The sequence below is a fragment of the Klebsiella sp. CN_Kp113 genome, assembly GCF_040064585.1.
Taxonomy (GTDB): Bacteria; Pseudomonadota; Gammaproteobacteria; order Enterobacterales; family Enterobacteriaceae; genus Klebsiella; species Klebsiella michiganensis.
This window is the reverse complement of record NZ_JBEAID010000037.1, coordinates 1-12,749: the sequence shown is the minus strand read 5'-3', so window position 1 is coordinate 12,749 and position 12,749 is coordinate 1. Positions and strand designations below refer to the sequence as shown.

The 12,749-nt window shown below is 55.2% G+C and carries 13 protein-coding genes and 1 riboswitch; of the genes, 2 read left to right on the top strand and 11 right to left on the bottom strand.

Translation table 11 applies throughout. The annotated features are described in order from the left end of the window. Positions 1–142 precede the first annotated feature (142 nt). The 4 genes from ABLV30_RS23380 to ABLV30_RS23365 all read right to left on the bottom strand — a co-directional run bounded on the left by ABLV30_RS23380 (position 143) and on the right by ABLV30_RS23365 (position 4,442). A complete protein-coding gene (locus ABLV30_RS23380) occupies positions 143–1,306 on the bottom strand; it encodes a metallo-dependent hydrolase (protein ID WP_032751605.1) in 1,164 nt (387 codons plus the stop codon). A gap of 12 nt (positions 1,307–1,318) precedes the next feature. After that, entirely contained in the window at positions 1,319–2,713 is a 1,395-nt protein-coding gene (locus ABLV30_RS23375; protein WP_004126262.1) for a DASS family sodium-coupled anion symporter, read from the bottom strand. Positions 2,714–2,779: 66 nt separating this feature from the next. Further along, a complete protein-coding gene (locus ABLV30_RS23370) occupies positions 2,780–3,478 on the bottom strand; it encodes an RraA family protein (protein ID WP_047722841.1) in 699 nt (232 codons plus the stop codon). Positions 3,479–3,488: 10 nt separating this feature from the next. After that, positions 3,489–4,442, bottom strand: a complete 954-nt coding sequence (locus tag ABLV30_RS23365) for a hydroxyacid dehydrogenase (RefSeq protein WP_025106833.1) — start codon at positions 4,440–4,442, stop codon at positions 3,489–3,491. Positions 4,443–4,774: 332 nt separating this feature from the next. Between ABLV30_RS23365 and ABLV30_RS23360 the strand changes: the two genes are divergently transcribed. Further along, entirely contained in the window at positions 4,775–5,107 is a 333-nt protein-coding gene (locus tag ABLV30_RS23360) for a LysR family transcriptional regulator (RefSeq protein WP_025106834.1), read from the top strand. Here ABLV30_RS23360 and ABLV30_RS23355 read toward each other — a convergent pair. After that, the gene (locus ABLV30_RS23355; RefSeq protein ID WP_004855147.1) at positions 5,073–6,086 is read right to left on the bottom strand and encodes a magnesium transporter; all 1,014 of its coding nucleotides are present in this window, start codon (positions 6,084–6,086) and stop codon (positions 5,073–5,075) included. The genes ABLV30_RS23360 and ABLV30_RS23355 overlap by 35 nt on opposite strands. A gap of 56 nt (positions 6,087–6,142) precedes the next feature. Further along, positions 6,143–6,326: riboswitch (M-box (ykoK) riboswitch) on the bottom strand. Positions 6,327–6,579: 253 nt separating this feature from the next. Between ABLV30_RS23355 and ABLV30_RS23350 the strand changes: the two genes are divergently transcribed. After that, complete coding sequence (locus tag ABLV30_RS23350; RefSeq protein ID WP_025106835.1) at positions 6,580–7,137, top strand: DUF1440 domain-containing protein; 558 nt, start codon at positions 6,580–6,582, stop codon at positions 7,135–7,137. Between the two features lie 50 nt (positions 7,138–7,187). Here ABLV30_RS23350 and nikR read toward each other — a convergent pair whose 3' ends face one another. From nikR to nikA, 6 genes are read right to left on the bottom strand one after another with little or no spacing between them, the layout of a single operon-like run. Then, entirely contained in the window at positions 7,188–7,604 is a 417-nt protein-coding gene (gene nikR, locus ABLV30_RS23345; protein ID WP_025106836.1) for a nickel-responsive transcriptional regulator NikR, read from the bottom strand. Positions 7,605–7,609: 5 nt separating this feature from the next. Next, positions 7,610–8,380 (bottom strand): nickel import ATP-binding protein NikE, encoded by a 771-nt coding sequence (nikE, locus tag ABLV30_RS23340; protein ID WP_064357700.1) that lies wholly within the window; start codon positions 8,378–8,380, stop codon positions 7,610–7,612. Next, the gene (gene nikD / locus ABLV30_RS23335) at positions 8,380–9,141 is read right to left on the bottom strand and encodes a nickel import ATP-binding protein NikD (RefSeq protein WP_348865683.1); all 762 of its coding nucleotides are present in this window, start codon (positions 9,139–9,141) and stop codon (positions 8,380–8,382) included. The genes nikE and nikD overlap by 1 nt, the downstream gene beginning before the upstream one ends. After that, positions 9,141–9,974, bottom strand: coding sequence for a nickel ABC transporter permease subunit NikC (nikC, locus tag ABLV30_RS23330; RefSeq protein WP_004855132.1), 834 nt, complete (start codon positions 9,972–9,974; stop codon positions 9,141–9,143). The genes nikD and nikC overlap by 1 nt, the downstream gene beginning before the upstream one ends. Next, on the bottom strand, positions 9,971–10,915 hold the full coding sequence (nikB, locus tag ABLV30_RS23325; RefSeq protein ID WP_064374787.1) for a nickel ABC transporter permease subunit NikB: 945 nt from the start codon (positions 10,913–10,915) through the stop codon (positions 9,971–9,973). The genes nikC and nikB overlap by 4 nt, the downstream gene beginning before the upstream one ends. Then, a complete protein-coding gene (gene nikA, locus ABLV30_RS23320) occupies positions 10,915–12,483 on the bottom strand; it encodes a nickel ABC transporter substrate-binding protein (protein WP_265801716.1) in 1,569 nt (522 codons plus the stop codon). The genes nikB and nikA overlap by 1 nt, the downstream gene beginning before the upstream one ends. Between the last annotated feature and the right edge of the window lie 266 nt (positions 12,484–12,749).

Here is a 12,749-nt window from a genome sequence, read left to right as displayed (position 1 = left end):
ATATTATTCGCTCAGGTGTTCTGGGTTTGCAATGTTTATTATATGGCGAGCACAGGGAGAATCAATGAGGGTGGTCATATAATACGATATTAAGAATAAAAGCCTTACGCATAGCAAATGCGTAAGGCTATGTCATTAGTGATTAGAAACGCAGGCGGCGGTAGACAATTTGACCGTTGCATAAGGTAGCGCAGTTATCGATATAACGGTCACCTTCGAGTTTGACCCCGTGGGTATCTTCAAAAATGACGTTCTCTTTTCGCAGCTTAACAATCGAAATATCAGCAAAAGCGCCGGGCGCCAGGGTACCAATTTGTCCCTGCATTTTCATTAAGCGGGCCGGCGTGGCGGTTACCGCGCGAACGATATCGAAGAAGGACATTCCCATGTTGAGATATTTCGACATGACGTGGAGCAGACTGTAGACCTTATCCGTCCGTAAGCTATTTCTCAGGGTGAGATCGGTGCTGATGATATCGGGATAAAATCCCTGCTCCATGGCGGTTCTGGCAACGTGAAAATCAAAGTGGGCCACGCCGTTTGAACAGTCGAAGATAACCCCTCTGGTCTGCGCCTCTTTTATTGCCGCATAGACCTCGCCCTGTTCATCGAGAATCGAGTGGCCGGTACCGTGGAAGCAGTGGGCGTAAATATCATCGGCATTAAAATAGCGGATCAGTTCATCGGCGCAGAGAAGAGAGTCCGTGACGTGAACGCAAATCGTGGTATCCAGTTTACGCGCCAGGGAGACGGTAGAGAGAAGAGGGTCGCTGGCGTACTGTTTCCCTTTGGCGATATCCTGGCTGTAGCGTAGTTTCAATCCCAGAATATTGTCTCTGTTGCTATTCAGCGTTTGGGCGATTTTCTCCTCGTTGTAATTCGCCGGATTGGTATTTTCCAGATACCCGGTCGGCCCGCCCCCGAGGGTGGAAAGCCCGACGTTGACCACGTTCAAATAGCTTTTGATTTTCACCATGGCAGGATGAATCACGCTATTGCGAAAAAGCTGATAATTCACCCAGCCGCTGCTGCCGGCATCGACCATGCTGGTGACCCCGTTGGGCAAGCATACGATGTCAGGGTTGACGCTGATGGCGGTCCCGCCGTGAAAAACATGACCATGGAAGTCGATTAAGCCAGGCAGCACGATACAACCCGCGGCATCAATCACCGTTTCGGCCTGCAAATCGTCAACGGTATTTAAGTCCACGATGCGATCGCCGATAACGCCAATATTACGATTAATATAATCATGACCTTCGGGATCGGCGACCAGACCGTTTTTAATCAGAATATCCAGTTTCATTTTATGCTCCCGTTAAATGCCGATAAATTTCCAGTAAGGAATACCGATCAGGAAGAAGATTAATACGTTGACCACCACCATGATGGTGCCCAGCATCCAGAACGTTTTTTGCGGGACGTAGCCGCTGGAGAACGTAAATACGCCCGCGCCGTTGCCGTAGTGCGTCAGCAGTGCACCATAGCCTGCGGAGAAAGCCAGAGAAAGCGCCACGTACATCGGGTGCGCCTGGGTCGTCATTCCCAGGGTAAAAAGTACCGGATAGAAAGAGACGACGAACGCGCTGTTCGAGACAAAGAAATAGCGGACGGCAAGGCTGATAAAGACCAGCACGGCAATCGCGCTGATTTCATTGAGATGCGACAGGTCGAGATAGTTTTTGATAACGTCCACCAGAAAGACGTAGAACCCGCCTTTTGATAGGGCAACCGCACAGCCATAAAACGCGCCATACCAGACGAAGGTCTGCCAGGCCGATTTTTCGCTCACCACGTCATTCCAGCTCAGCACGCCGAAAAGCAGCAGACAGGCGAGGAACGCCAGGCCGACGGGAATAAAGGCGATGCCGGTGATGGAACCCGTCATCCAGCCGAGCACGCCCAGGACAAAGAACACGATCAGCAGCTTCTCTTCACGTTTTACCGGACCCAGCTCACGCAGGCCCTTCTCGGCAATTTCATTGACGTTATCGATAACTTTCAGTTCCGGCGCGTAGATTTTATACAGTATCCACGGCGCGAGCAGCAGCACCAGTCCGGCTGGCACCACGGCGGCTTTAAACCAGGTCATCCATTCGAGATTCACCTTCATGATCTCGTTGGCCAGCGAGACGGTAATTGAGTTGGTCGCCATCCCCGTCAGAAACAGGCTGGAGGTTCCCATTGAGACGACGTACATCAGGATGGTCAGATAGGCGCCGATTTTGCGGCTACCGTCGTCGGGCTTCGAGCCCAGCGCTTCGGCGATGTTCCTGAAGATGGGATAGGTAATGCCTCCCGAACGGGACATATTTGAACCCGTTGCCGGGGCCAGTACGGTATCCGTCACCATCATCAGATAACCCAGGGTGAGGGTATTTTTTCCATAACGTTTTAGCAGAAGATAGGCGATACGTTTACCCAGTCCGGTAATAACAAACGCTTTGCAAATAATAAAGGCGCTGATAATAAACCAGACCATAGGGCTGCCAAAACCGGCAAACAGGGGAGCGGGGTCGAGAACCAGAGAGGCAAACCCGAGAATAATCAGCATAATGACCGCATCGGTAAACGGGCGCAAAACCAGCCCGCACAGCATCGCCAGATAGATGCCAACCATATGCCAGGTCGGTGCGGAGACGCCTTCCGGGTGCGGTATTATCCAAAATAAAACGGGGAAAAAGATAATGGGCAAGAGTTTTAAATAAAGCATTTTTATTACCTTTGCTTTAAAGCCACGGCCCGTCAGGGCACCGCGGCCTGATATTATTTAATCAAATTAACGATACATGTCGTCGATAAACTCAACGCCGGTCTCATCCAGTGATTTTTTGACCCAAAGGCGATTCGCGGTGCCGTTTTTGGCGGCCTCTACTTTGCTGGCATCGAATTTTGCATACTCTTTGGCTTTATTCAGTACGGCTTCTGCGTCACCGAGGGGAATAACAATCACGCCATCCGCATCGCCGACGATCAGGTCGCCCGGACAAACCGCGACGCCGCCAACGGCGATCGGCGTGTTCACCTCCCCTGGACCTTGTTTAAACGGGCCTGCCGGGTTGGAGCCGGTAGCGAACAGCGGAAAATCGAGAACCGACAGCGCATCGATATCGCGGATAGGCCCGTCCAGCACGATACCGGCGATTTTTTTCATGCAGTGGGCATAGGCCACCATGATTTCGCCCATTAATGCCCGCGAGCGGTCGCCTTCGTTGGAGACCACAATCACATCGTTCTCACCCGCCATATCCAGCGCGGCGTGCAGCATCAGGTTATCGCCCGCGCGGACTTTCACGGTGATGGCGAACCCCGCCATAATCGGCTTTTTCGGCGAAGAGATACGTTTAATGCCGTTACCCAGAACGGCAATACGGTTCATGGTGTCAGCAATATTCGCCGCCGGGAGCTGTTCAAATTCTTTAAGAAGATCGACGCTGCAGGTCGGACGCTTTAAAAAAATACGGTTACCAATAGTCATTTTTTTCTCCTTAAAAACCCGGGACCGGCCAGGACGGTTTCTTACCGGATAAGACTTCATCAATGCCAATCGCGGAATGGAGCGAGGCTCTGTCGGTCGCTTCAATGGTGGCGGCGCCAATATGCGGGGCAATCACGATATTGCTTAGCGAGAAAATCGGGTCGTTGGCATCAAACGGCTCTTTCTTTAAAACATCCACGCCCGCCCCGGCGATAGCGTGGGTGCTCAAGGCGTGATACAGCGCTTTTTCATCAACCAGCTTTCCGCGTGCGGTATTAATGAAATAGGCGGTAGGCTTCATCATGGAAAACTGTTTCTCTCCGACAAAATCGGTGGTTTCCGCCGTCGTCGGACAGTGCAGAGAAACGAAGTCGCTCTCTTTGAAAATACGGTCAAAATCGTTGGTAAGCTCTACGCCCTCGGGGATCTGCTGCTGGGTTTTATACGGGTCATAGGCGATAACTTTCATATTAAAGCCATGCAGCGCTTTGATTGCCACGCGTGAACCGATATTCCCGACGCCAATTAAACCCAGCGTTTTTCCATCCAGCTCCACTTTTGGCGTGCGCAGTTTTGCCCAGTAATAATCTTCAAGCATCTTTTCCTGTACCAGCTTGAAATTACGCGAGCAGTGCAGCATATAAAATATGGCCAGTTCGGCAACGGACATGCTGTTAGCAATTGGCGCATTTAATACGACGACGCCGTGACGTTTAGCCGACGCCAGATCGACCGTATCGTAACCGGCACCGTGACGCGCAACGACTTTCAGCTTTTTAGCCGCTTCAAATACGCGGTCGGACATTTTTGAAAGGCGGACGATAATACCGTCGCAATCGACGATGTCGCGAATGATATCTTCTTCTTCCATCCCTGAGCCGTTAATCAGTTGATAACCGCGGCTTTCCAGATATTCTCTCCCTTCTGCCATGATTTCCTGCGGGAGTAAAATTTTGTACGTCATTTAACTATCTCCAGTGTTGATTACGTGGAGGTAATTGCATGGCGTGTGCCATACATTCATGCAAGATGAATATTTTTTGTAATGCTTTGATATGTATGTGTATTTTGTTTTTGTGGTCAACGAGTTGTGGTGATGTTCTTCACATACCTGAACGCCGAAGTGAGGCCGGTTATTTAATTATGAAATGGCTGAAATGCATAATTAAATGTGCGAATGGTGAGCTTCACACTTTATTTTATTTATATGCGGGGAGCATTTTCTTGTAGCGATTGACATTGCCCGGTGGACAACTTAAAACGTAAGCCAAAGGTTAATCTGGAGAGGTTTCGGCAATGAATAAATCACAGGTGGAGATATTCATGCTTATGGTTCGGGAGGGGAGTATTCATTTTGTATCGCAGCGGCTGAGTATTGCGCCTTCGTTGATAACAACCAGCGTATGTGCGCTTGAAAATGAACTGGGTTTCAACCTGATTAAGCGCGGCAGGAATATCAGAAAAGTTATCTTAACGGAAAAAGGACACGCTTTTTATCGGCTTGCTCCAGAGTTACTGAGATTGCTTAATGCGATTGCGGATATTCGGGCGGGAATAAAACAGCCCGGCAAGTCCTTCCCGCCGGGCAAAATAATCAGTTCAGCCCCAGGAAATACTGGGCAATTTTGAAGTAGATAATCAGTCCGGTACCGTCGATAAGGGTGGCGATAAACGGCGCTGAAACTACAGCCGGGTCGATGCCGACGCGTTTGAGCGTCAGGGGGATCACCGAAGACACCACCGCGCTCCACAGGGTAATGCATACCAGCGTCAGGCTGACAATCAGGGTGATCTCCATGCCGATGCCCATCATCCAGGCGCGCAGGCAGCCCGCCAGGCCGAGCGTAATGGCAATCAGCAGCGAGGTTGAGACCTCTTTACGGATTACGCGCCCCATATCGCGCAGCCGCACCTCGCCGAGCGCCATGGAACGCACGAGGGTGGAGGTGATCTGCGTTCCGCTATTGCCGCCGGTACCAATCAACAGCGGAATGAAAAAGGCCAGCGCAATCGCCGACTCCAGCGCTTCCTCAAAATGCTGTAACACGCTGCTGGTATAGGCTTCGGCGACAAAGAGCAGCAGCAGCCATACCGAACGTTTTTTCCACAGCGCCCACGGGCTGGTTTCCAGGTAGGGCTTTTCCAGCGGCAGCGTCGCGCCCTGACGCTGAGCATCCTCGGTCACGTCATCTTCCAGCAGATGCGCGATCTCTTTTTCCATCAGGCAGCCGACCAGCTCGCCCTTTTCGACCACCGGCACGAGGTCGAGCCCGCGCTCGGCCAGCTCGGCGACCACCTGCGGCCGCGGGTCGTCAGGCCTGACGCGAAACAGGCAGCTGTCCATTAAATAACGAATGGACTGGGCGGTATCGCTCTCCTGCAGCAGCTTTTTAATCGATAAACTGCCGCGCAGTTTTTTCCCGGCGACGACAAAAACCTGGCCGGGGATCTCATCGCTGGCCAGCTGAGAAACGAACAGCTCACGCGCTTCATGAACGCTGAAATGTTCCGGCAGGGTAATGAAATCGGTACGCATGTACTGGGCGATCGCGTCGCCGTCGAACGCTGCGGTAGCCTGATGTGCGGCGCACAGTTGAATGGAAGACATGGTGTAATTCCCTATAAAAAATCACTCATAGGGGCGAACAAGACAGGATGAGCACAGGCAGATCCCTACGTCCTGGTTTTAGCACTGCACAACGTATCTGCCCGGCATGAACGCCGTCAGAAGTTACCTTGGCAACACCTTGATTCGATGGAAGCCTGTATTTCCCTGAGTGGTCTCTCTCGATACCAACAGGGCGGTAACTTATGTTTATGCAGGAGCCTCGCCATAACGAGATCGTTAAATGAGGCCTGATTATTCGCGAAGAGAGATGATTAACCAAGCATATAATTCATGTGGTTTATTAATTGTTGAGAAAAGGCGAAAGTTTATTGCGATCAGGGCGATACGGGGATTTTTCCCTCTTAGGGTGAACAAAATTTTTTCAAACTATACTTAGCAATGGATGCGTTATAAATGCTATTTCCCGCGAGATTGTTGGTTGAAAAAACTGAGGTGACCCATCGTATAAGCGATATTTAAGAGGAACGCTGTTATGTTGAAAAACAGGATTAATCTTCAGGTTATTATCTGGACGACGCTCATTGGAGGGTTCATCAGCTCTCTGGTGAAGTCGGGAACGGAAGCTAATATGCCGCCCCGCGTGGCGGGCGAGATATCGCCCCCGGCGGCGCATATCGACGCCTGGCTCGGCTGGCTTGGCATTAATTCACACTCGCTGGACTACGTTTATCAGGGGGTGACAATCCCCGGCGCCGTCATGCTTTACCACTGGCTGTTCAGCTTTGCTTTTGCCTTTCTCTATGTCTTCATTTCCGCGTACTGGCCGAAAATCCGGCTTTGGTACGGCGCGGCCTATGGTCTGATTATTACTCTCGTTATGCACGGCTTCCTCATTCCCGCGCTGGGCTTCAGGCATCCCGCCTATTTAAACGGGGAAACCGGGTGGCTGTGGAACCTGAATGGCTACGAGCTGTGGAGCGAAACCCTCGGACATATTTGCTGGTCGTTTTCGATTGAAATCAGCATGATTGCCGTTCTTGCCCTGCTGGCAAAACCGATACGAGGCGCATGGGCCAACGAGTCGCCATAATGGCGTTAGTCCCGATCGCGCGTTAAAGAGTCATTTATCGCATCCCACGGCTATGAGTGGGGTGACTCCTTCTCCGTTGGCAAACACTGCAAATGGCCGTGGCGCACGCCGCGCTGGGCGATAACGTCATCGGCAAAATGCTGAACGTCGCCCATATCGCCTTTCAGCACGGCGATTTCCAGACAGTCGTCATGGTTGATATGTACGTGGAGGGTGGCGACGGAGAGGTCGTGGTGGTGATGCTGGGTGGAAACTAAACGGCTGGCTAAATCGCGCTTCTCATGTTCATAAACATAGGAGAGTACCGCGAAGCCCTGGGTGCCATGCTCCTGAGCGCTTTCCTGGGCCAGCGCGCCGCGCAGAATATCGCGGATGGCTTCGGAGCGATTATGATAGCCGCGGCGCTGGCTCAGGCTATCCAGCGTGTCGAGTAAATCGTCATCAAGAGTAATCGTGATACGTTGCATCTGTTTTAAACCTTATTACGGCGCACGGGAAAGGCGGGAAGTACCGCATTTTGTAACACGCGACCGGCGTGGGAAGAAAACGTTAATTTGTCGCCCACGACCTGCGTCTCAACGATTTGCCCCTCATCCATCACCATCACCCGCTGGCAAAAACGCTCCACCAGACGTAAGTCGTGGGTGATAAACAGACAGGCGGTGCCAAACTGTCGCTGAAGCTTTTTGAGCAGACCAATGACGCCCGCCTGGAGCACCAGGTCGAGGTTAGACACCGCCTCATCAAGGATCAGCAGCTGCGGCTCAACCGACAGCGCGCGCGCCAGGCAGACGCGCTGCAGCTGTCCGCCGCTCAGCTGCGGGGGGCGCTTATCGAGCACGCTATCATCGAGATCCACCGCCCTGAGCATGTCGCTTGCCCGGGCCAGCTGTTCCGCTTTCGTCAATGACAGCAGATGTCGCATGGGTTCACGCAAAATCTCGCGTACCGTTTTACGCGGATTCACCGCGCTGATGGCGTCCTGAAACACCATCTGAATATCCCGACGGAACGCCTTTTGCTTAGCGTGATTGAGCCGAGAGAGCGGTTCTCCCCGCCAGCAGACGCTGCCCTGAGTGGGGGATTCCAGGCCAACGAGCAGGCGCGCCAGGGTGCTTTTCCCGCAGCCGCTGCGTCCCAGCAGGGCAACGGTTTCACCGCTTTTCAGCGCCAAAGAGACCTCTTTTAGCACCGTTGAATCGGTATATTGATGGGTTATCGCGGATACGCTCAGTAATGTCATCAGGCCAGCTCCAGTCCGTAGAGGGCGAGATGCGCCGCCACCAGGCTGCGGGTGATGCTGTGCTGCGGAGCGTTGAATAGGCTTTCGACATCCCCCTGTTCCACAATGCAGCCGCTATCCATCACCGCCACATTGTCCGCCAGCCGCGCCACGACGCCCATATCGTGAGTGACCAGCAGCATCCCGGGCCCACGGTTTTGCATAACACCTGCCAGCAGATCGAGAATGCGCGCCTGGGCCACGGCGTCCAGGTCGGTGGTGGGTTCATCGGCAATGATAAACGGCGCCTCGCACAGCAGCGCCATGGCAATCATCATCCGCTGCAGCATGCCGCCGCTCATCTCGAACGGATAAAGCTTCAGGACGCGCTGCGCCTCCTCCAGCCCAACGGCTTCCAGTACCGCCGTAAGCGTGGCGTCGTCTGCGGGTTTACCCAATGCCCGGCAGGTTTCCCGCGCGTGGGTCGCCATGGTGTGCAGCGGATTAAAGGCGCTGCGCGGGTTCTGCATAATGGTGGCGATTTTGCTGCCGCGCAGCTCGCCAGGGGAGACCGGCTGGCCGTCGGCGAGGATCATCCCCGCCGTTTGCCGTACGCCGGGAGGCAAAATGCCCAGCGCCGCCGCGCAGGTTAGCGATTTTCCGCTGCCGCTGCCGCCAACCAGCGCCAGCACGCGCCCGCGTTTGAGCGTCAATGATACGCCGTGCACCAGCGGACGCTCGGCCTGTAAGACGATGTTTTGCAGTGTAATTTGTTGCGGCATTAGTGGGCGTGCTCCGCGATCAGATGAGGATCCAGGCGATCGCGCAGCGCGTCGCCCACCATATTGAAGGCCATGACGGTGATAAACAGCGCCAGTCCCGGCCAGAACATTTGCAGCGGCTGGGTCCAGATATACTGGCGGGCGTCGTTAATCATCACCCCCCACTCGGCGGTTGGCGCGGTGACGCCGAGGCCGAGAAACGACATCCCGGCGACGTGCAGCATCATATGCCCGATATCCAGGGTCGCCAGCACCAGCAGCGACGGAATGACCGCGCCGGCCAGATGGTCGACGAATACCCGCACGTGTCCCGCGCCGGAAAGTCGCGCGGCGAGCACAAATTCGCGCTGGCGCAGGGAGATTGTCAGGCTGCGCACCATCCGCGCATACCACGCCCAGTGCGACAGGGCGATGGCGATAATTACGTTGGTCAGCCCGGTTCCCAGTACCCCCACCATAAAGAAAGAGAGGATTGAGGTCGGGAAGGTCATAAACAGATCCGCGACGCGCATGGTGGCCTGATCGACGCGGCCGCCGATAAGCCCGGCGCAGCCCCCGACGAGGAGTCCCAGCGCCAGCACCAGCAGCAGGCAGGCCATCACCGAGCCGAGCGATACGCGGGTCGCCGCCAGCAGACGCGAGAAGATATCGCGCCCCAGATGATCGGTACCGAGCCAGTGCTGGCTGCCGGGCGGCAGCAGGCGCGAAGGCAGATCGATCGCCTGCGGATCGTACGGCAGCCACCACTGGCTGGTGAGCGCAACGACCGCCAGCAGGGCGATGATAAGCAAAGAAATGCGGACGGACCCGCGTGAAGAGAGGAAAAAGTTCACGAGCGCGCTCCTTCATGGCGGCGAATGCGCGGGTCCAGCGCGGCGTTCAGCAGATCAACCATCAGGTTACAGACCACAAAAACGATCACCATCATCAGGGTGAAACACTGAATCACCGGATAATCGCGATTAAAAATCGCCGAGACGGCGTAGCGGCCCACGCCGGGCCAGGCAAAGATATTCTCGATAATCATCGTGCCGCCAATCAGCTCGCCGATATGCATCCCCACGGCGGTAATCATCGGCAGCGAGGCGTTGCGCAGAATATGGCGGCGCTCGGTTTGCCTGTCGTTCAGGCCGCGCAGTCTGGCCCAGGTTACGTGACGCTGCCCGGCGACTTCCAGCATGCTGGCGCGCAGCAGGCGGGCGTTGATCGCCAGCGACATAAAGGCGATCGACACCGCCGGCAGAATGATGTGCTGCCAGCCGCCATAGCCCATCGCCGGCAGCCATTGCAGATAAACCGAAAAGAACATCACCAGCAGGAAAGCCAGCCAGAAGTTGGGCATCGACACGCCGAGAAAAGCGATGATCCGCACAATAAAATCCGGCAGGCGGTTGCGGTGCCGCGCCGCCCAGATGCCCAGCGGCACGGAGGTGAGGAGGATCAGCACCAGCGCGGCGCCGGCTAGCTGCAGCGTGGCGGGCAGAAAGCTCAGCATGTCATCCAGCACCGGACGCTGGGTGGCGAACGAAACGCCAAAATCCAGATGCAGCGCCTGCCACAGCCAGCTGCCGTACTGGACGATAAGCGGCCGCTCCAGCCCCAGCATCGCGCGGGTTGAGGCCACCATCTCCGGCGTCGGCGGCAGGTTTGACAGGCGCAAATAGTCCAGCGCCGGGTCACCGGTGCCCAGGCGCAGCATTAAAAAGATAATCACCGAGGCGGCGAAGATCATCGGTATCAGCAGCGCGACCCGCCGCATCGCGTAACGTAACATCAGGGTTTCACCGGCTTAATTTGTTCAAACGGAATTTCAGACGCGATGGGCGCGTAGGGAATCGCCCCCAGCTCCGGTCTGGAGACCACCATCATCGAGACGTAGCTGATGGGCAGATAGACCGCATCGTTGTGCAGTCGGGTCAGCAGGTCTTTGTACAGCGCCTGACGCCGCGTTTCATCGGTGGTTTTCAGCACCTCGCCGATTTCTTTATCAATAATCGGTTTGTCGGCTAATCCCTGCTGCGCCTGAAAATCGGCGTGCGACGGTACGCGCATCGAACTCATAAAAGCGTGCGGATCGTAGGGGGCGCCCCAGGTACGGTTGAAAATCATGCCGAAGCGACCATCGCGCTGGCGGGCATAAATACTGCTCTCTTCCTCGCCGACCAGCGTCACGTCCACGCCAACCTGGCGCATATCGGCCTGAATGATTTCCGCCATCGATTTGCTTAGCGCGTCGGTACCGATAAACGACAGCTCAACGCGCAGCGGCAGGCCGTTTTTCTCGCGAATATCCTTACCCGCAGGCAGGACCCAGCCCGCGTTTTCCAGCAGCGCCTTCGCCTGCTGCGGATCGTACCGGCGCGGCGTCAGGCCAATATCGGCATAGGTCACGGTGGGGGCGAACAGCGTATCGGCCACCTGCTGAGTGCCGTACAGGGCGTTATCAATCAGCGATTTTTTATTCACCGCAAAGTTCAGCGCTTCGCGTACCGCTAGCTCGTTGGTGGGGGCTTTGGCGGAGTTCAGCGCCAGCATCACCGTCTCTATCGGGCGGGAAAGCTGGGTACGGTAGGCCGGGTTGTGGCTGAAGCGGTCGAAGGTGTCGAGCGGCAGCAGCCCTTCGTTGCCGTAGAGCAGGTCAATATCGCCGGTTTCAAAGGCCACCGCGCGGGTCGTCGGGTCCGGGATCACCTTGACGGTAATCTTTTCAATCTGCGGCTTTTCGCCCCAGTAGCGATCGTTACGCACCAGCACGTCGTACTGATTGAGTTTTGATTCCTTCAGCACCCACGGACCGGTGCCAATCGGCGCTTTAATGCCGTGCAGGGTCTCATTGTCTTTGAACTGCGACGGGGCGATAAAGCGGAAAGGGCGCGGCAGCGCCAGCTCCTGTAAGAACGGGTAATAGGCGCTTTTCAGGGTGATTTGCAGCTGGTTTTGGCTGAGCGCTTTGACATCGACAATCTGATTGACCAGCTCCAGCCAGGCGTGGCGCTGGCGGTTATCGAGCACCACGCGGAAGTTCTCCGCGGCGGCATGGGCGTCAAACGCTTCGCCGTTGGAAAATGTCACGTCATCGCGCAGGGTGAAGGTCCAGACTTTGCCGTCCGCCGAGTGGGTCCAGCTTTTTGCCAGCCAGGGTTTCACCGAGCCATCCGCCTGATACTTTACCAGCGGCTCATAGACCATGCTCTGGGCGTACATCTGGTTGGGCGTATAGAGGTGCGGGTTGAGCGGCCCCACGTTGACCGGCCAGGCGGTGGTGATTTCATTGGACGCGGCGCAGGCCAGCAACGGGGCGCAGGCGAATAGCGCCAGCAGGGTGGTGCGGATAATAGACAAGGCTTTTTCTCAGCGACAGGAAAGTATGACGATTTTAAAGATTCATCATACTTTCGGCGTAAGCTGGATCAATATCGGGCCTGAAAGTATAAGAAAACGGTATATCTCTTTTGGCTGTATGAGTTTACGAACCCGCCTGCAGCCCGGCTAAGCGCAGCGCAAGCCGGGAAGCATCAGCTTCGGCACATTTCCCGGAGGCGATGCTGCGCATCTGTCCGGGCTTGTATGATTACTCCGTCAGAAAGAACCGGCCAGTTCTCTCTGAT

Excerpts from the sequence above, each read along its gene's own strand:
- ABLV30_RS23365 (WP_025106833.1), bottom strand. The coding sequence starts at position 4,442 with ATGACGTACAAAATTTTACTCCCGCAGGAAATCATGGCAGAAGGGAGA.
- ABLV30_RS23380 (WP_032751605.1), bottom strand. The coding sequence starts at position 1,306 with ATGAAACTGGATATTCTGATTAAAAACGGTCTGGTCGCCGATCCCGAA.
- nikR (WP_025106836.1), bottom strand. The coding sequence starts at position 7,604 with ATGCAACGTATCACGATTACTCTTGATGACGATTTACTCGACACGCTG.
- ABLV30_RS23355 (WP_004855147.1), bottom strand. The coding sequence starts at position 6,086 with ATGTCTTCCATTCAACTGTGCGCCGCACATCAGGCTACCGCAGCGTTC.
- ABLV30_RS23350 (WP_025106835.1), top strand. The coding sequence starts at position 6,580 with ATGTTGAAAAACAGGATTAATCTTCAGGTTATTATCTGGACGACGCTC.
- ABLV30_RS23360 (WP_025106834.1), top strand. The coding sequence starts at position 4,775 with ATGAATAAATCACAGGTGGAGATATTCATGCTTATGGTTCGGGAGGGG.
- ABLV30_RS23375 (WP_004126262.1), bottom strand. The coding sequence starts at position 2,713 with ATGCTTTATTTAAAACTCTTGCCCATTATCTTTTTCCCCGTTTTATTT.
- nikB (WP_064374787.1), bottom strand. The coding sequence starts at position 10,915 with ATGTTACGTTACGCGATGCGGCGGGTCGCGCTGCTGATACCGATGATC.
- ABLV30_RS23370 (WP_047722841.1), bottom strand. The coding sequence starts at position 3,478 with ATGACTATTGGTAACCGTATTTTTTTAAAGCGTCCGACCTGCAGCGTC.
- nikD (WP_348865683.1), bottom strand. The coding sequence starts at position 9,141 with ATGCCGCAACAAATTACACTGCAAAACATCGTCTTACAGGCCGAGCGT.
- nikE (WP_064357700.1), bottom strand. The coding sequence starts at position 8,380 with ATGACATTACTGAGCGTATCCGCGATAACCCATCAATATACCGATTCA.